This window comes from Streptomyces musisoli (assembly GCF_016741855.1).
Lineage (GTDB): Bacteria > Actinomycetota > Actinomycetes > Streptomycetales > Streptomycetaceae > Streptomyces > Streptomyces musisoli.
Map to the genome: position 1 here is coordinate 123,573 of NZ_JAERRH010000012.1, position 16,506 is coordinate 140,078.

The 16,506-nt window shown below is 72.5% G+C and carries 15 protein-coding genes; 6 read left to right on the forward strand and 9 right to left on the reverse strand.

Annotated elements, in window-relative coordinates:
- Positions 1–98: 98 nt before the first annotated feature.
- The 3 genes from JK361_RS27795 to JK361_RS27805 all read left to right on the forward strand — a co-directional run bounded on the left by JK361_RS27795 (position 99) and on the right by JK361_RS27805 (position 2,213).
- Entirely contained in the window at positions 99–755 is a 657-nt protein-coding gene (locus JK361_RS27795) for a TetR/AcrR family transcriptional regulator (protein WP_201822880.1), read from the forward strand.
- Between the two features lie 4 nt (positions 756–759).
- A complete protein-coding gene (locus tag JK361_RS27800) occupies positions 760–1,062 on the forward strand; it encodes a DUF8847 domain-containing protein (RefSeq protein WP_502961508.1) in 303 nt (100 codons plus the stop codon).
- Positions 1,063–1,172: 110 nt separating this feature from the next.
- Complete coding sequence (locus JK361_RS27805; protein WP_201822886.1) at positions 1,173–2,213, forward strand: C40 family peptidase; 1,041 nt, start codon at positions 1,173–1,175, stop codon at positions 2,211–2,213.
- Here JK361_RS27805 and JK361_RS27810 read toward each other — a convergent pair.
- From JK361_RS27810 to JK361_RS27835, 6 genes are all read right to left on the reverse strand, one after another.
- The gene (locus JK361_RS27810; protein WP_201822889.1) at positions 2,210–2,455 is read right to left on the reverse strand and encodes a hypothetical protein; all 246 of its coding nucleotides are present in this window, start codon (positions 2,453–2,455) and stop codon (positions 2,210–2,212) included. The genes JK361_RS27805 and JK361_RS27810 overlap by 4 nt on opposite strands.
- A 619-nt stretch (positions 2,456–3,074) precedes the next feature.
- The gene (locus JK361_RS27815; RefSeq protein WP_201822892.1) at positions 3,075–4,328 is read right to left on the reverse strand and encodes a styrene monooxygenase/indole monooxygenase family protein; all 1,254 of its coding nucleotides are present in this window, start codon (positions 4,326–4,328) and stop codon (positions 3,075–3,077) included.
- Positions 4,329–4,373: 45 nt separating this feature from the next.
- Positions 4,374–5,021 (reverse strand): GTP-binding protein, encoded by a 648-nt coding sequence (locus tag JK361_RS27820; protein ID WP_201822894.1) that lies wholly within the window; start codon positions 5,019–5,021, stop codon positions 4,374–4,376.
- Complete coding sequence (locus tag JK361_RS27825; protein ID WP_201822896.1) at positions 5,002–5,448, reverse strand: DUF742 domain-containing protein; 447 nt, start codon at positions 5,446–5,448, stop codon at positions 5,002–5,004. Before JK361_RS27825 ends, JK361_RS27820 begins: the two co-directional genes overlap by 20 nt.
- Positions 5,445–5,942, reverse strand: coding sequence for a roadblock/LC7 domain-containing protein (locus JK361_RS27830; RefSeq protein ID WP_201822905.1), 498 nt, complete (start codon positions 5,940–5,942; stop codon positions 5,445–5,447). Before JK361_RS27830 ends, JK361_RS27825 begins: the two co-directional genes overlap by 4 nt.
- Positions 5,939–9,349, reverse strand: coding sequence for a sensor histidine kinase (locus JK361_RS27835; protein WP_201822908.1), 3,411 nt, complete (start codon positions 9,347–9,349; stop codon positions 5,939–5,941). Before JK361_RS27835 ends, JK361_RS27830 begins: the two co-directional genes overlap by 4 nt.
- A gap of 385 nt (positions 9,350–9,734) precedes the next feature.
- On the opposite strand from JK361_RS27835, the gene JK361_RS27840 reads away from it, so the two are divergent.
- Positions 9,735–10,523 (forward strand): protein phosphatase 2C domain-containing protein, encoded by a 789-nt coding sequence (locus tag JK361_RS27840; RefSeq protein WP_201822911.1) that lies wholly within the window; start codon positions 9,735–9,737, stop codon positions 10,521–10,523.
- A gap of 12 nt (positions 10,524–10,535) precedes the next feature.
- Here the strand turns inward: JK361_RS27840 and JK361_RS27845 are convergent, their stop codons facing one another.
- A complete protein-coding gene (locus JK361_RS27845; RefSeq protein WP_201822912.1) occupies positions 10,536–11,027 on the reverse strand; it encodes a MarR family winged helix-turn-helix transcriptional regulator in 492 nt (163 codons plus the stop codon).
- A gap of 241 nt (positions 11,028–11,268) precedes the next feature.
- On the opposite strand from JK361_RS27845, the gene JK361_RS27850 reads away from it, so the two are divergent.
- Positions 11,269–12,102, forward strand: a complete 834-nt coding sequence (locus tag JK361_RS27850; RefSeq protein ID WP_201822914.1) for a lysozyme — start codon at positions 11,269–11,271, stop codon at positions 12,100–12,102.
- Positions 12,103–12,333: 231 nt separating this feature from the next.
- The gene (locus JK361_RS27855; protein WP_201822916.1) at positions 12,334–14,685 is read left to right on the forward strand and encodes a SpoIIE family protein phosphatase; all 2,352 of its coding nucleotides are present in this window, start codon (positions 12,334–12,336) and stop codon (positions 14,683–14,685) included.
- 53 nt (positions 14,686–14,738) lie between these two features.
- Here the strand turns inward: JK361_RS27855 and JK361_RS27860 are convergent, their stop codons facing one another.
- Both JK361_RS27860 and JK361_RS27865 read right to left on the reverse strand, forming a co-directional pair.
- Entirely contained in the window at positions 14,739–15,695 is a 957-nt protein-coding gene (locus JK361_RS27860) for a hypothetical protein (protein WP_201822918.1), read from the reverse strand.
- Positions 15,696–16,081: 386 nt separating this feature from the next.
- Positions 16,082–16,489 carry a hypothetical protein gene (locus tag JK361_RS27865; protein ID WP_201822920.1) on the reverse strand — a complete coding sequence of 136 codons (408 nt, stop codon included), beginning with the start codon at positions 16,487–16,489 and terminating at the stop codon, positions 16,082–16,084.
- Positions 16,490–16,506: the final 17 nt, after the last annotated feature.

Genomic DNA, 16,506 nt, shown 5'->3' on the forward strand with positions numbered 1-16,506 from the left:
CACGGCCGGCCTCCGGGGCGCGGGGATGCGCGCGGGCGCCCCAGGTGCGCCCGCGGCCGCCGACGCCCCGCACCGCCACGGCGATTAGGCTGCGGTCCATGACCCCGTCGGCCACCCCCGCCTACCGTCGGCTCAGCGTCGAGGAGAGACGAAGCCAGCTCCTCGAGGCCGCCCTGTCCCTCTTCGCACACCGCGCCCCCGAGGACGTGTCGCTGGACGACGTGGCGGAGGCGGCCGGAGTGTCACGACCGCTGGTGTACCGGTACTTCCCGGGCGGCAAGCAGCAGCTGTACGAGGCCGCGCTGCGGTCGGCCGCCGAGGAACTCCGGCAGTGCTTCGCCGAGCCGCGCGAGGGCCCGCTGCTTCCCCGGCTGGCCCGTGCCCTGGACCGCTATCTGAGCTTCGTCGACGAGCACGGCACCGGCTTCAGCGCGCTGCTCCAGGGCGGCAGCGTGGTGGAGACCTCCCGCACCACCGCCATCGTGGACGGGGTGCGCCGGTCCGCCGCCGAGCACATCTACCAGCACCTCGGCATCACCGGCCCCGGCCCCCGGCTGCGCATGACCGTGCGGATGTGGATCACGGCCGTGGAGGCGGCCTCGCTGATCTGGCTGGACGAGGACAAGCAGCCCCCGGTGGAGGAGCTGCGCGACTGGCTGGTCGAGCAGTTCGTGGCCGTGCTCGCGGTCACCGCGGGCCGCGACCCGCAGACCGCCGCGCTCGTCGGCACGCTCGGCGAGGATGGCCGAGACTGACACCGTGAAGAGTCAGGACACCCCCTTCGAGGGCGGCCCCATGGACGGGCGCGTGCTGCCCGTCCTGGTCGGCCCCACCGGGCACCCCCCGAAGACGTACCGCATCCCCGTCCCGGACCCCGACGGCGGCCCGCCCACCGTGCTGGTCTACCGGCGCGTGCCGCGCGGGCACAGCAAGCGGCTCGGGCTGCTCCAGGGATGGAAGTACCAGTACGACCCGGACGACAGGTCCGCGGGAAAGCTCCGCTGGCCCTGGTCGAAGCCGGATGCCGCGCCGTCCGGCAAGCCGGGTGACGCGAACGGGTGAAAGCGCTGCGCCGAACCGCGCACGCCCGGCACCCGGCCGACCTGACACGTCTGATTATCACGTTGTGATGGAGGCGGATATTCCGCTTTTACGGCAACGAAGGTGATGACGTGTCAGGAAGATTTCTGCGCCTGACCTGTGCGGCCGCGGTGGCGGCACAGGCGGCCCTCACGCCCGTACCCGCCGCGGCGGAGCCGGCACCGCAGCGTTCCGTGGCCGGGCTGCTGACGGATCTTCAGCGGCTGTACCGGCAGACCGAGCAGGCCACCGAGAGCTACAACGCGACCACGGAGAAGCTGGAGCGCCAGCGCGCCGAGGTGGACCGCCTGGACGGCGAACTGGCCCGCGCCCGGCTCGCCCTGCTGGGCAGCCGGTTCGACGCCGGGCGCCTGGCCCGGCAGCAGTACCAGAACAGCGACGGCCTCGGCCCCTACGTCCGCCTCCTCCTCGCGCCCGACCCGCAGCACGCGCTCGACGAGGGCCATGTGATCGGCGAACTGGCCCGGCAGCGGGCCCGTACGGTGGCCAGGCTGACCGCCACGGAGAAGCGCACGGACGTCCTGGCCCGAGCGGCCCGCAAGGCCCTCGACACCCAGCTCGCCCTCGCCGGCCGGCAGAAGCGGCAGCGCGACGACGTCCGGACCGGACTCGCCGGTGTCGAACGCCTGCTGGCCGGCCTCACCCCGGAGCAGATCGCGGCCGTGGCCCGGCTGGAACAGCAGGGGGTCGGCGCGGCCCAGCAGCGCCTGGCCACCGCGGGCGCCCTCCCCGCCGACCGCGCGGCCACCCCGCGGGGCGCCCGCGCCGTCGGCTACGCCATGGACCAGCTCGGCAAGCCGTACCAGTGGGGCACGCAGGGACCCGACGCCTACGACTGCTCGGGCCTGACGTCACGCGCCTGGTCCCAGGCGGGCACCCCCATCCCGCGCACCAGCCAGGAGCAGTGGCGGCGGCTGAAGAAGGTGCCGCTGGGCAAACTGCGCCCCGGCGACCTGGTGGTGTACTTCCCCGAGGCGACCCACGTGGCGATGTACGTGGGTGACGGGAAGGTCGTCCAGGCCCCGCGGCCGGGCCGAAAGGTCACGATCTCCCCGATCGCCAGTTACCCGATCCTGGGCGCCGTACGTCCGGACGCGGACGGGCGGGTCTAGTCCTCGCGGAACCGCTTCGCGGCATCGGCCGCGCCGTCGTCGTACCCCGACTTGCGGTCCGCGTCCACGGTCGGGGCGGTGAACTGCCGCGGCGCGTTCTCCTCGCAGCCCTTCCGCGGGTGGGCGAAGCCGTCCCGGTACCCCTCGCGGTACTGCCGCCCCGTGTTCTTCCGCTCCGTCTGCCCGACCGTGCGGCAGTTCCCCTCGGGCGCCGATCCGCCGAGCGGTGACGGTTCCCTCACAACCGCCGGCTGCCACCGGATACCGCCAAGGCTTAATGGAGCAACCAGTATTGAGACGGCTATAGTGACAGCGCATCCGGGGACGCGTGTAACTTGACCGTGTAGCTACACGGGATTGCCCGAGAACTCGGATTGCGCTCACGCCTCCAGCACGGAGGCCCGGCCCCGGTGGCCAGACCAGGACCGGGCTCGTGCGTGGAGTACTGAAGCGGGTCCGGCCGAGTACAAGACGGTCGGACCCGCGTCATTGCGGTCCGCCATCGCCGGGCACCACTTCGGCATCACTGCGCTAGCGCGCTGTTCCACACAGGCCGCGAGCCGCCACGGCGGGCAGAGCAGCAATCAGGATCCTGTACCACCGCGGGACCGGACCTGGATCGCGCTTCTCTTCCTGCTCATCGGGCTCTCGCTCTTTCATCCCTACTCCTTACCTGTGGAGTTCACCCCGGCGAACCGGGGGCCTCGATCGCCATCGCGTCGAGGCGCTGCGATCGGTAAGGAGTAAGGCGGCCTCAGCATACCTGCCGGCATCAGCAAAGACGGCCCCGGTTGCAGCCGGGGCCGTCAGTGGGCCGTGCGAGGGTGGCCGACGTCGGCCGCGCTCCAGGGCAGAGGCTCGTCAGGCCCCCGCCACCGAGGCCAGGTAGGCGGCCGTCTTCTCGGGCTCGTAGAAGAAGTTCTCGAAGTCGGCCGGGTCGTCGAACGCGTTGGCGAAACGATCCGCCACGGGCGGCAGCTGGCCCGCCGCGCCGAGGAGGTTCAGCACGTGCTCCGGCGGGGGCGCCAGCATGGCGTTCGTCCACTTGGTGACGTGCCGGGCGGTGGCCCAGTAGCGGTCGAACGCCTGCCGCATCCACTCCTCGTCGAACGGCTCGTCCCCCCGCTCCAGGATGGACGCGAGGTACGCCGCCGCGCACTTGGACGCCGAGTTGGAGCCCTGCCCGGTGATCGGGTCGTTGGCGACGACCACGTCGGCCACGCCCAGCACCAGCCCGCCGCCGGGCAGCCGGCCGACGGGGTTGCGGACGGTCGGGGCGTAACGGCCGGCCAGGGTGCCGCCGGCGTCGGTGAGTTCCACCTTCGTGGCCCGCGCGTACTCCCAGGGCGTGAACCGCTCCATGAGTTCCAGGGTCAGGGAGAGGTGCTCCGCCGGGTCCTTGACGCCCTTGAAGGCGTCGAGCGGGCCGCCGGGTATGCCCTCCCAGAACAGGATGTCGGCGCGGCCGGAGGTGGTCAGGGTCGGCATCACGAACAGCTCGCCGACTCCGGGGACCACGTTGCAGCGGACCGCGTCGAACTCCGGGTGCTCGGGGCGCGGGCCGAGGCCGTGGACGTACGACACCGCGAGCGCCCGCTGCGGCTCGCCGTACGGGGAGCGCTCCGGGTCGCGGGTGAACATCGACACCAGCTCGCCCTTGCCGGCCGCGACCAGGACGAGGTCGTAGGTGCGGGAGAAGTAGTCCAGGTCGCCGACCGCCACACCGTGGATGACCAGCTGGCCGCCGCGCTGCGCGAAGGTCTCCATCCAGCCGGCCATCTTCACCCGCTGGTCGACCGACTGCGCGTACCCGTCGAGCCTGCCCACCCAGTCGATCGCCCGCTGGGTGGGGCCCGGGTCGTGCGAGCCGGGGGCGGCGACCGAGACGCCGAGCCCCTCGATCTTCGGGGCCTGGGACTCCCAGAAGTTCAGCTGGAGATCGCGCTCGTGCTGGAGTGCCGTGTCGAACATGCACTGCGTCGACATGACCCGGCCGGAGCGGATCTCGTCCGCGGTCCGGTTCGACATCAGGGTGACCTCGTAGCCGTGCGACTGGAGGCCGAGGGCGAGCTGGAGGCCGGACTGGCCGGCTCCGACGACGAGTATCTTCCGCATGCGGGTGGTGTCTCCTACGAGGTGAGGACTGCGGGGGAGGCAGGACTACTCGGGGGTTTCGTCCAGCGCGTGCGCCACCAGGGCGAGGAGGGTCTCGATGGCCGAGATCCGCCGCCGCGCGTCCATGATCATGACAGGGATGTGCGCGGGTATCGTCAGCGCCTCCCGTACGTCCTCGGAATCGAACCGCTCGCTGCCGTCGAAGTGGTTGACCGCGACGACGTACGGCAGTCCGCAGCTCTCGAAGTAGTCCAGGGCCGGGAAACAGTCCTTCAGGCGGCGGGTGTCGGCCATGACGACGGCGCCTATCGCGCCGCGCACCAGGTCGTCCCACATGAACCAGAACCGCTGCTGGCCCGGCGTGCCGAACAGGTAGAGCACCAGGTCGTCGTCGAGCGTGATGCGGCCGAAGTCCATGGCCACGGTGGTGGTGAGCTTGCCCGGCGTGGCGGACAGGTCGTCGGTGCCCTCGCTGGCCTCGGTCATCAGCGCCTCGGTCTGCAGGGGCGTGATCTCCGAGACGGAGGTGACCAGGGTGGTCTTGCCAACGCCGAAGCCGCCGGCCACCACGATCTTCGTCGCGATGGGGGCGCGCGTCCGGTCCGTCTGCCAGGATTTCAGGTCCTCGTCGGGCTCGGCGAAGCCGGCGACGAGGGGGGCGACGCCGGTGGCGTCAGAGACGGCGGAGTCCACTCAGCACCCTTTCCAGCAGAGCGCGGTCCGGTCGGCCGGTGCCGTGACCGGTTCCGGTGCCGTACACACGGATCTTTCCCTGGTCCGCGAGGTCGCTCAGGAGAACGCGGACCACGCCGAGCGGCATCTTCAGCAGCGCGGCGATCTCGGCCACCGTGCGCATACGGCGGCACAGTTCGACGATGGCCCGTATCTCCGGCATCACCCGGGTGGTGAGCGGGCCTCCCCCACCGCCGATGGCGTGGGCGGTGCTCCCGGTCAGTTCCTTGCGCTCCTGCGGGGCCTCCAGCGCCGCCACGAACGTCTCCACGAGGAGGACGTGGCCGAAGCGGGTACGGCCGCCGGTGAGCGAGTAGGGGCGCACGCGGGCGGGCTTGCGGTCGCCGCCGCGGACGGGGAGGTGCCGTTTCCCGGCGGCGCCGCTCATCGGGCGCTCCCGGTGGACTCGGCCTCCAGGGATTTCCTCAGCTCACTGCGGAGTTCGGGCGTCAGGACGTGGCCGGCGCGGCCCACGAACAGCGCCATGTGGTACGCCACGACGCTCATGTCGCACTCGGCGGAGCCGTGCACGCCGAGCAGCGAGCCGTCGCTGATCGACATGACGAACAGGCTGCCCTCGTCCATCGCGACCATCGTGTGTTTGACCCCGCCGAACTCCATCAGCCGGGCGGCGCCCACGGTGAGGCTGCCGATGCCGGAGACGATGGTGGCGAGGTCGGCGGAGGACCCGCGCGGGCCCTTCGCCGGGCGGGCCCGGCGGGACTGTTCGGTGTGCCCGGGGTCAGACGAGAGCAGGAGCAGACCGTCCGAGGACACCACGGCGACGGACTGGATGCCGGGTACTTCCTCGACCAGGTTGGTCAGCAGCCAGTGCAGGTTGCGGGCTTCACTGCTCAGTCCGTAGGTAGTGGGCGCGGTCAACTGCTTGCCTCCTCGGCTGTGCCCCCCGTGGTTTCTTCGGCGTGTGCGTAGCGGGCCGGCCGCTGGTGGCCGGCCGTCTGTTCGGCGATCTCCGCCTCCACGTCGCGGTAGCCGGCCTGGGCGCCGCTGCGGAAGCCGCCGAGTCTGCGGCGCAGGGCTTCGGCGTCGACGCCGCCGGCGCGCTGGCGGGGCGGGGCGGTGGGTGCGGTGATCTTGGGCGTGCGTTTGGGGAGGCCCTTGCTGGTGAGCCGTTCCTCGGGTTCGGCCGGTGCCTGTGGGGTGCCGGCCGACGCCTTCGCCTCGGCTGCGCCATCGGCGTCCGGGTGCCCACCAAGTGCCTGCGGCGCACCCACCGGCACCTCCACCTCGGCTGCGCCTTCGGCGTCCGGGCGCCCACCCGCACCACCCGTGCGGGTTTCGTGGTCGGCTGCGGGTGGCCCCTGTGGGGTGTCCTCGCCGTCGGCGGCCGCCGGGCGGGCGGGATCCGTCGGCTCGGTCGGCCGTGCCGGCTCCGCCGCCACCTCCGGCAGCAGCAGCTCCATCGTCGTCTCGGCGTAGGTCTCCAGCGGGGCCTTCGGACGCGTCTCCGCGTGCTCGCCGGGGCCGTCGGCCTGCTCATGGGCCGGACGGCCACCGAAGTCATCCTGCGCGGCCGGCTCGGTGGTGTCGGCCTGCTCATGAGCCGGACGGTCACCGAAGACATCCTGCGCGGGTGGCTCGGTCGTGTCGGCGGACGGATCGGCCTGACGGCCACCGAAGACGTCCTGCGCAGCCGGCTCGGTCGTGTCGGCGGACGAGTCGGCCGGGCCGTCGGCGAAGGGGGCCTGTGCCGTCTGCTCGGACGAGGCGGTGGGCGGGGTCTGCTGGGAGGAGGCACCGGGGGCGACCGGGACATCCGCCGCCAAGCCTTCCGCCGCCAGGCCTTCCGCCGTCGGGCCTTCCGCCGTCGGGGCATCAGCCGCCGGGGCATCCGCAACCCGCGTCCCCGCGGGCGAGGCCGCCGTCGCCGAGGCTTCCGCAGCCGGAGCCTCCGCCACCAGGCCTTCCGCAGCCGGAGCCTCCGCCGCCGGAGCCTTCGTAGCCCGGGCCTTCGCCTCCGGGGCCTCCGCCGCCGGAACCTCCGTAGCCGGGGCCTCCATAGCCGGGGCCTCCGCCGCCGGGGTCTTCGTGGCGGTGTGGGTGGCCTGTTCTGCCAGGGTGATCAGGGGGTCCGGCGACTTCTTGCGGGCGTGGAGGACGTTGGAGTTGGCCTCCGCGTCGGCGCCGGGGAGGGTGAAGGTGCCCGTGGTGCCGGGTGCCGTCCGCGGCGGGAGTACCGTCGCGGGGGCCTCGGTGAGGAGTGACGCCGGCAGGACCACCACCGCCGCGGTGCCGCCCTGCTTCTGCTCGCGCAGCCGGACACGGACACCGTGGCGGTGGGCGAGGCGCGCGACGACGTACAGGCCGAGGCCGAGGCCCTCCTCGCCCTCCTGGTCGTAGAGCGAGCCGGGGTCGAAGTCGGTGAGGCGGGCGTTGAGGCGGGCCAGGCGGTCCTCCGCGACGCCGATGCCCTCGTCCTGGACCGACAGCATGACCTCGCCCGACTCCAGGAGCCAGCCGGAGACCTCCACCGGCAGGTCCGGCGGGGAGAACGAGGTGGCGTTCTCCATGAGTTCGGCCAGCAGGTGGGAGAGGTCGTCGGCGGCGAAGCCAGCGATGTGGGCGTGCGGGGGCAGGGCCGCGATCCGGACGCGCTCGTAGCGTTCGATCTCGCTGACCGCCGCCCGGACCACGTCGACCAGCGGCACGGGGCCGGGGTGCTGCTGGACGTGCTCGGTGCCGGCGAGCACCAGGAGGTTCTCGCTGTGCCGGCGCATCACCGTGGCGAAGTGGTCCAGCTTGAAGAGCGTGGCGAGGCGCTCGGGGTCCTGCTCGCGCTCCTCCAGGCCCTCGATGACCGCCAGCTGGCGCTCGACCAGGCCCAGGGTGCGCAGGGCCAGGTTGACGAAGGTGGAGCCGATGCTGGCGCGCAGCCGCTCCAGCTGGGCGGCGGACTCGGTGAGTTCGGCGCGGAGTTCCTCGCGGGCGTCGGCCATCTTCTGGCGCTGGCCGACCAGGTGCTTGCGGTCGGTCTCCAGCGTGCCCACACGCTCGTGCAGGGCGACCGCGTGCGCGTGGAGGGCGTTGACGGAGCGGACCACCTGGGCGAACTCGTCGTTGCGGCCGGTGAACGCGATCGGTTCCTGGGCCGCCGGGTCCTCGCCCTCCGCGAGGCGGCCCGAGCCGCGGCGCAGGACCGACAGCGGCCGGGTGAGGGTGCGGGCCATGGCCGTGGCGATGCCGATCGCGACCAGCAGCAGCGCGCCCAGGACGGCGATCCGGATCTCCAGGGCGGTGACGTCGTCGTCCCGGAGCTTTCCGAGGTCCTTGGTGCGGTGGTCGTAGAGCGCGGACTCGGCGCCGCGCATCAGGTCGACGCGGGCGGACAGGGCCGCGTCCAGCTTCTTGGTGCTGGTGGTCAGCTCGCTGTCGGCGAGCGTCGGCTGGTCGGTGAGCGTGGCCAGGTACTTCTCCGCGTCGTTGACCTCGGAGCCGGTGACCGTGGAGTCGTAGGAGTCCGCCGCCTTCTCGGGCGCGGTCTCGCGGAAGTCGGCGAGGGCCGCGTCGGCGCGCAGGCGGGCCTGCTGGGCGGCGGCGGCGAGCGCGTCGCGCTGTTTGCGGTCCGCGTCGCTGGTGACGGCGGCCGTGGTGGGCAGGCCGGTGGTGGGGTCGATCACCGTCTGGGTGCGGGTCGGCACGTTCAGCGCGGCCAGCAGCAGGCCGCGGGCGGCGGCGGACTGCTGGACGGCGGAATCCAGTTCGGCGAGGGCGTAGGCGCCGGAGCCGGCCCGCGGGGGCATCTGCTCGGCCAGCCGCTCGGCGAGCCGGTGCAGTTCGGTGATCGTCTCGGAGTACGCCTGGTGGGCCTGGAGGGCCGTGGTCTTGCCGGTGAGGGCGGCCCTGCGGACGGTGTCGACGCCGTCGAGGTCGGCCCGCAGACCCGCCGGGGTGTCGGTGTCGGCGCGCAGTTCCTCGACCTGCCGGTCCACGCGGGCGCTGCGGTCCTCCGAGGGTGCCTTGGACTTGGGGCGGCCGGCCGCGATGTAGGAGGTGACCTCGTCGCGTTCGTCGGCCAGGGAGTGGGCGAGCGTGAGCGCGTCCTGGGTGAGGGCGGCGAGCGTCACCAGGTCCTGGGAGTCACCGACGTCCTGGGAGGCGGTGAGCAGCGCGGGCGCGCCGGCTCCGGCGACGGCGGCGGCCACCACGGCGACGGCGACGATCAGCCGGGTGCGCACATGGGTGGGACGGCCGGTGCCCACGGGGGTCTGGGGGACGGTCCCCTCGGGGGCCGTCTGCCTGCCTGTGCGCCGAGGCCGCTTCTTCTGCACCGGTGCTCGCAATCCTGAACTCGTCTACTCAGGGGCCCGGGTGGCACCCCGTCATCTCGGTGCCAAGTGGTGCGTGCACCCGGTTCGTATGGTTCCCGACCCTCCCAGCGCCGGTGGGCAGTGGTCGCGCATCACCTGACCCGCCACCCGAAGGAGTGAACATCGTCGGAGAGTTGACGGGCAAGTTCCTCCGGCGTGTGCGCGGCCCTTGCGCGGCGGGCCGGTTGGACGCACGCGGCAGGCTTTGACAGTATTCGCCACCACGCCTTCCCGGAGTGCCCCATTCTCCCCCAAATCAGGCGCCTGACCTGCGGGGTCGTGAGAATTCACCGTGCGCTTGCCAGCCTTTGGCGCAGGGTGTGGAGGCCTCGTGCAGACTGGCCGGATGCGCACTGATCTCGTCTCGGAACCCGGCAACGCGACCCGTCCCAACGAGGACTTCGCCGGTGTCGGACTACCCGCCTCCGGACAGGGAGGTTGCGTGATCGTCCTGGACGGGGTGACGCCGCCCGACGGCGGGACGGGCTGTCTGCATTCCGTCCCCTGGTTCACCGCCCGGCTCGGCGGCGCACTGACCGAACTGACCCTTTCCGGCGGAGATCTGACGCTCCCGGAGATTCTCTCGCGGGCGATCCGGCGCACCGCGGACGCCCACGCGGACACCTGTGACCTTTCTCACCCGCGAACTCCGCAGGCCACCGTGGTCCTGACCCGCTGGGACGCGTCCACGCTCGACTACCTGGTGCTGTCCGACTCCGCGCTGCTGGTGCGGGGGCCCGACGGGACCGTCACCCCCGTGCTGGACGACCGGCTCGCCCGGCTCCCCCGCTCCGCGCTCGCCACCGACACCCTCGTCGACGCGAACCTGCGCAACAAGGAGGGCGGCTTCTTCACGGCCGCCGCCGACCCCGGCGTGGCCGTCCGGGCGGTCACCGGCTCCCTGCCCCGGCACGAGGTGCGGGCGCTGGCCGCGCTGACCGACGGGGCGACCCGGTGGACGGAGAAGTTCCGCGAGGGCGACTGGACCGCCCTGTTCGACGTGGTCGCCAAGGAGGGCGCCCGGTCACTGGTCGAGCGGGTACGGGAGCTGGAGACGGCGGACCGGGAGCAGCGGGCGTTCCTGGGGCGGAGCAAGACCCACGACGACGCGACGGTGGTCTACGCGGAGCTGTGACCGCCCTTCCGCCTACTTCGCCATGACGCCGTTCAGCTCGTGGAGCAGCCGGGCCAGTTCGGAGACCTCGCGGCGGTCCCAGTGGGCCAGCTGGCGGACGTAGCGGGCGCGGCGGGCCTCGCGGACGGTGCCGACGCGGCGGCTGCCCTCCTCGGTGAGGGTGACGAGCCAGGCGCGGCCGTCGGCCGGGTCGGGCTCGCGGGCGATCAGGCCCAGCTCCTCCAGGGCGCGCAGCTGGCGGGACATGGTGGCCTTGCCGACGCCGATGTAGCCGGCGAGTTCCGTGGCCCGCTGGCCGCCCTGCTCGTCCAGCCGGATGAGCAGACCGTAGGCGGAGGACTCCAGGTCGGGGTGGACCTCCCGGGCCATCTCGCCCTGGTTGGCCCGGGCACGCCGGAGCAGCACGGTCAACTCCCGCTCCAGTGCCAGGAACTCCTGGTCTGCACCACTGGGCGTCACCTGGCCGGCAGCGTGGTGTGCGCCCCGGATTCCGTCCTCGTGCACGTCAGCACCCCTGATCGGTTTCGCTGTACTGAAAGTTTCTGTCAAACAACGTCATTGCCGCAGCTCCGTAAGTATTTCGCAGGCGTAGACCAACGGCGTCGCCCGGACCCCCTTCCACGCCGTCATCTACGTGCGTAGCTTCTTTACCACGCCACTCGTGGCATGCCCACGCCAGTGGGCCGGCGGTCAGCGCCACGATCCCCCCACACCACTCCCCCACCCCACTCCCCGGAGGCACGCCATGACCGTGCTCAGACCCGGTTCCCCCCGCTCCGCGCGCCCGCGTCACCGCGCCGTCCTCGTCACGGCCCTGCTCGCGGCGCTCTCCCTCACGCTCCCCCTCACCTCCGCCCGGGCCGCGACCACTCCCGGCCGCGGCTCCGCCTACATGGGCATGGGCGTCGTCGCCCACGACGGCCGGAACGGCACCCCGACCACGGGCGACGTCACCCAGACCGAGGGGGTGGACGTCTCCGGCCACCAGGGCAACGTCGCCTGGTCGACCCTGTGGGGCAGCGGGGTGCGCTGGGCGTACACGAAGGCCACGGAGGGCACGTACTACACCAACCCGTACTTCGCCCAGCAGTACAACGGCTCCTACAACGTGGGCATGATCCGCGGGTCGTACCACTTCGCCACCCCGGACACCACCAGCGGCGCCACCCAGGCCAACTACTTCGTCGACCACGGCGGCGGCTGGTCCCGGGACGGCAAGACCCTGCCGGGCGCCCTCGACATCGAGTGGAACCCGTACGGCGCCGCCTGCTACGGCAAGAGCGCGAGCCAGATGGTCGGCTGGATCGCCGACTTCGTCAACACCTACAAGGCGCGCACCAGCCGGTACCCCGTGATCTACACGGCCACCAGCTGGTGGACCCAGTGCACCGGGAACTACGGCGGCTTCGCGGTGAACAACCCGCTGTGGATCGCCCGCTACGCCTCCGATCCGGGGACGCTGCCGGCCGGGTGGTCGTACTACACGATGTGGCAGTACACCTCCTCCGGCCCGACCGTCGGGGACCACGACAAGTTCAACGGAGCCCTGGACCGGGTGCAGGCCCTGGCCAACGGCTGAGGTCCGGGCCGGGGCCGACGACCGGGGTGCCGGCTCCTGCCCACGGGCCGAGACGCCGGTCGCGGCCCACGGATGAGGCGCAGGCCGGGGCCGACAGCCGGGGGCGGCCGGTTGCCGGGCCGACGGCCGCGACGGCCCGGTTTCGCCGGGCCGTCCCTGCGTTGGTGCTCCGCGCCGCCCGGGATCATGCTGGTCAGGAGAGCCTGCCGAGCAAGGGCGAGATGAGCGGCGATGGAGCGACAGTCGACGTACACGGCCACGGCCACCATCGATGAGCGGGGCATCCTGACCGGCTGGAGCGACGGCGCGCGGCGACTTCTCGGCTACGACTCCCCGGCCGTCGTCGGCCGGCCCGCGTCCGCGCTGCTCGCCGCCGACGCCACCGCGGTCCGGCGGGCGCTGACCGGCCGGAACCGCTGGAACGGCGCCGTCCCCCTGCGCCACCGGGACGGCCGGTGCGTGGAGCTGGGCGTGCTGGCCCACCGCCGGACCTCGGACACCGGGGCCGCCGACTGGCTCGTGGTGAGCGCCGTGACGGCCCGGACACAGCCGCCGCGGGGCGAACCCCTGGAGGAGTGGACCTTTCTCCAGTCCCCCTTTCCGCTGGCCATCTTCGACGCGGACCTGCGCCTGGTGCGGGCCAACCGCAGGCTGGAACACGCCCTCGCCCTGCCCGAGGCGGCGATGCGCGGACTGCGCCTCGCCCACATCGTGCCGGGGCCCGTGAGCGAGGACGTCACCCGTTCGATGCGGCTGGCGCTGGAGTCCGGCCGGGCCCAGGAGGCAGGCCAACTGAGCCCGGCGTTCGGCCGGCCCACCGTCCTCACCCCGCTGAAGGACGCCGACGGCCGGGTGCGGGCCGTCTGCCTGTCCGTGCAGCAGCCGGGCCAGGACTCCGCCGGCCGGCAGCGTTCCTCCCCGGAGAGCGGTTCGCGCGTCGGGACGGCGGCGGACCAGGCCCGCGCCGCGCAGGAACTCGGCCAGGTCACGGTGCCCCGGCTGGCCGACGTCATGGCGGTCGACCTGGTGGACTCCCCGCGCACGGGCGCCGAGGCCGCCGGCCCGCCGGCGGGCCAGACCGTGCTGCGCCGGGCCACCCTGCGCGCGGTCCCGGACCGTACCGGACCCGGCACCGGCGTCGGCGAGGCGGTCGTGTGTCCGGCCGACTCGCCGCCCGCCCGGTGCCTGGCGGTGGGGCGCCCCCTGCTGTTCGACACGGCGGACCCGGCCGTCGCCGAGTGGGCGGCGCTGGACCCGGGCGCCGCGTGGCTGCGCGCGTCCGGGGTGCGTTCGCTGCTGACGGTGCCGCTGCTCGCCGAGGGCAGCACACTCGGCGTCGCCCTGTTCGGCCGGCGACCGGAGCGGGAGCCCTTCGGGCCGGAGGACCTGCGGCTGGCCGAGGAGTTCACCGCCAAGGCGGCCGCCGGTATCGAGCAGGCCCGCGCGCACGCCCTGGCCCGCACCACCACCATGGCCCTTCAGCGCAGCCTGCTCCCGCACACGCTGCCCGACCAGGCGGCCCTGGAGATCGCGACCCGCTATCTGCCGGCCGCGAGCCGGGCCGGAGTGGGCGGCGACTGGTTCGACGTGATCCCGCTGTCGGGGGCGCGGGTGGCGCTCGTCGTGGGCGACGTGGTGGGGCACGGCATCCGCGCCTCCGCCACCATGGGCCGGCTGCGCACGGCGGTGCGCACCCTGGCCGACGTCGACCTGCCCGCCGACGAGCTCCTCACCCACCTGGACGACCTGGTGCTGCGGCTGGCCGCCGACGAGGGCAGCGCGGACCCGGCCGCCGAGACCGCCGGCGGCATCGGCACCACCTGCCTCTACGCCGTCTACGACCCGGTCTCGCGCCGGTGCACGGTGGCCCGGGCCGGGCATCCGCCGCCCGCCGTGGTGACCCCGGACGGCCTCGTCCGCTTCCTGGACGTGCCCGCGGGGCCGCCGCTGGGGCTCGGCGGGCTGCCCTTCGAGGCCGTCGAGGCGGAACTGCCCGAGGGCACTTTGCTCGCGCTCTACACGGACGGGTTGTTCGAGGCCCGCGAACACGACATCGACGAGGCGCTGGACAAGATGTTCGCCGCGCTCGGCCGTCCCGCGAAGACGCTGGACTCGGTGTGCGACCGGGTTCTCACCGAGCTGCTCAGCCACCGGCCCGACGACGACATCGCCCTGCTGGTGGCGCGTACGCGGGTCCTGCACGAGGACCGGGTCGCCTCCTGGGAGCTGGACAACGAACCCACCGTCGTCGCCCTGGCCCGCCGGTACGCCGACGAGCAGCTGGCCGCCTGGGGCCTGGACGAGGCGGCGTTCACCACCGAGCTGATGGTCAGCGAGCTGGTCACCAACGCCATCCGCTACGGCCGCCCGCCCATCCGGCTCCGGCTGATCCATCAGGGCTCCACCCTGACCTGCGAGGTCTACGACTCCAGCGGCACGACCCCGCACATGCGCCGGGCCCGGATCTTCGACGAGGGCGGCCGCGGACTGCTGCTGGTCGCACAGCTCGCCGAGCGCTGGGGCACCCGGCACGACCGGATCGGCAAGACCGTGTGGGCGGATCAGACCCTCCCCGCGGGCTGACGCGGCACTGGCCCGCCGGGAGGGGCGGGGCAGTGCCGGTCGGTCACCTTCGGTCAGGCTTCGGTACCGCCCCGCGTGCTCCCGGCGGGGGCGCCGGTGCCCTGGGTGCCACCCTGCGGCTTGCCACTGTCGCCGCCCTGGGGGCCGCCCTGCGGCTTGCCGCTGTCGCCACCCTGCGGCTTGCCATTGTCGCCATCCTGGGCGCCGCCACCCTGCGGCTTGCCATTGTCGCCATCCTGGGTGCCGCCGCCTTGCGGCTTGCCGCTGTCGCCGCCCTGGTCGCCACCCTGCGGCTTGCCATTGTCCCCGTCCTGCGTCCCGCCCTGCGGCTTGCCGCTGTCGCCGCCCTGGGTGCCACCCTGCGTCTTACCGCTGTCGCCGCCCTGCGTCCCGCCCTGGGTGTTGTCGTTGCCGCTGCCCTGCGTCCCACCCTGGGTGTTGCCCTGGCCGCCGATCTGCGTGCCGCCGATGGTGTTGCCCTCGCCCCCGTTGATGGTGTTGTTGACGATGTTCGTCACGTTGTTCGTCACGTGGGTGACAGCGGCGGGCGGCAATCCGAGCTTTCGCGCTTCCGCTTTCGCCTCCCGCCGCCCCACCGCGGCCGCCTGCTTCTGGGAAGCGCCCTTGCTGACCGCCCGCCGTGCCGCTTCGGCTCCCTTCGCTGTTGCCGCCGCAGCGTCGGATGCCGTGGAGCCCGAGCCCTGTCCGGACGACTTGCACAGGACCTTGCCCACTGAGACCGGACCGCCGCCCTTGACGACGGTCCTGACGTCACCCTTCGGCCCGGCGGAGACACGGGAAATGGTTTTACCGGCACGTTTGACGTCATATGCCCGGTGGTGAGCGAAGCCCTTGCCGCGAATCGTCCCGTCCTTCAGGCTGCATGTCGCAGCCTGGGCCGCGGCCGGAGCGGCCTGGGAGGTCTGGGCAGCCGCCACCCCCGCCGTTCCGGCGAGTATCGCGGCGGCGCAGGACAGACCGGTGATGTGCGCAATGCTCTTCCGTGCCATGAAAATCTCCCTTGAACAATCGGCCAGGATTCCGAAATCGGCTGCGAGTCGGGGTCTCGACTTGCCCGCCGTCTCGGTTCCGCTTGACGGCCGAACTCCTTATCTGCCATCAATGGTGCATTTTTCGGACGCCGGGGAGAAAGTGACGGGGATTCGGGGCTTGACAAGGCGACCGGAAACGCGCCGGACCGGCGCCCGTCAATTTCGGCCGACGCCACGGAGGAGTGCGGCTTCCCTGTCGACGTGCGGGACTCGTCCGAGTCCCACCGTCCCGGGTCAGCCGCACTCCTCGGAGTTCGACATGGAGCCGCACGGTCCACGTCGTGGAAGCGCGGGGCCAGAACGGTTCAGCACCCCGCGGAGATTCACTCCGCGGGGTGCTGAACTCACTGATCAACCCTGAGTACCACCCTGGGTGTTGCCATTGCCGCCACCCTGGGTCCCACCCTGGGTGTTGCCGTTACCGCCACCCTGAGTACCACCCTGAGTGTTGCCATTGCCACCACCCTGAGTACCACCCTGGGTATTGCCGTTACCGCCACCCTGAGTACCACCCTGAGTGTTGCCGTTACCGCCACCCTGAGTACCACCCTGGGTATTGCCGTTACCGCCACCCTGAGTACCACCCTGGGTATTGCCATTGCCACCACCCTGAGTACCACCCTGGGTGTTGCCATTGCCACCACCCTGAGTACCACCCTGAGTGTTGCCGTTACCGCCACCCTGAGTACCACCCTGGGTATTGCCGTTACCGCCACCCTGAGTACCACCCTGAGTGTTGCCGTTACCGCCACCCTGAGTACCACCCTGG

Bases quoted from the DNA above. Each gene is read 5' to 3' on its own strand.
- JK361_RS27860 (WP_201822918.1), bottom strand. From the start codon at position 15,695: ATGGCACGGAAGAGCATTGCGCACATCACCGGTCTGTCCTGCGCCGCC.
- JK361_RS27825 (WP_201822896.1), bottom strand. From the start codon at position 5,448: ATGAGCGGCGCCGCCGGGAAACGGCACCTCCCCGTCCGCGGCGGCGAC.
- JK361_RS27855 (WP_201822916.1), top strand. From the start codon at position 12,334: ATGGAGCGACAGTCGACGTACACGGCCACGGCCACCATCGATGAGCGG.
- JK361_RS27850 (WP_201822914.1), top strand. From the start codon at position 11,269: ATGACCGTGCTCAGACCCGGTTCCCCCCGCTCCGCGCGCCCGCGTCAC.
- JK361_RS27815 (WP_201822892.1), bottom strand. From the start codon at position 4,328: ATGCGGAAGATACTCGTCGTCGGAGCCGGCCAGTCCGGCCTCCAGCTC.
- JK361_RS27795 (WP_201822880.1), top strand. From the start codon at position 99: ATGACCCCGTCGGCCACCCCCGCCTACCGTCGGCTCAGCGTCGAGGAG.
- JK361_RS27840 (WP_201822911.1), top strand. From the start codon at position 9,735: ATGCGCACTGATCTCGTCTCGGAACCCGGCAACGCGACCCGTCCCAAC.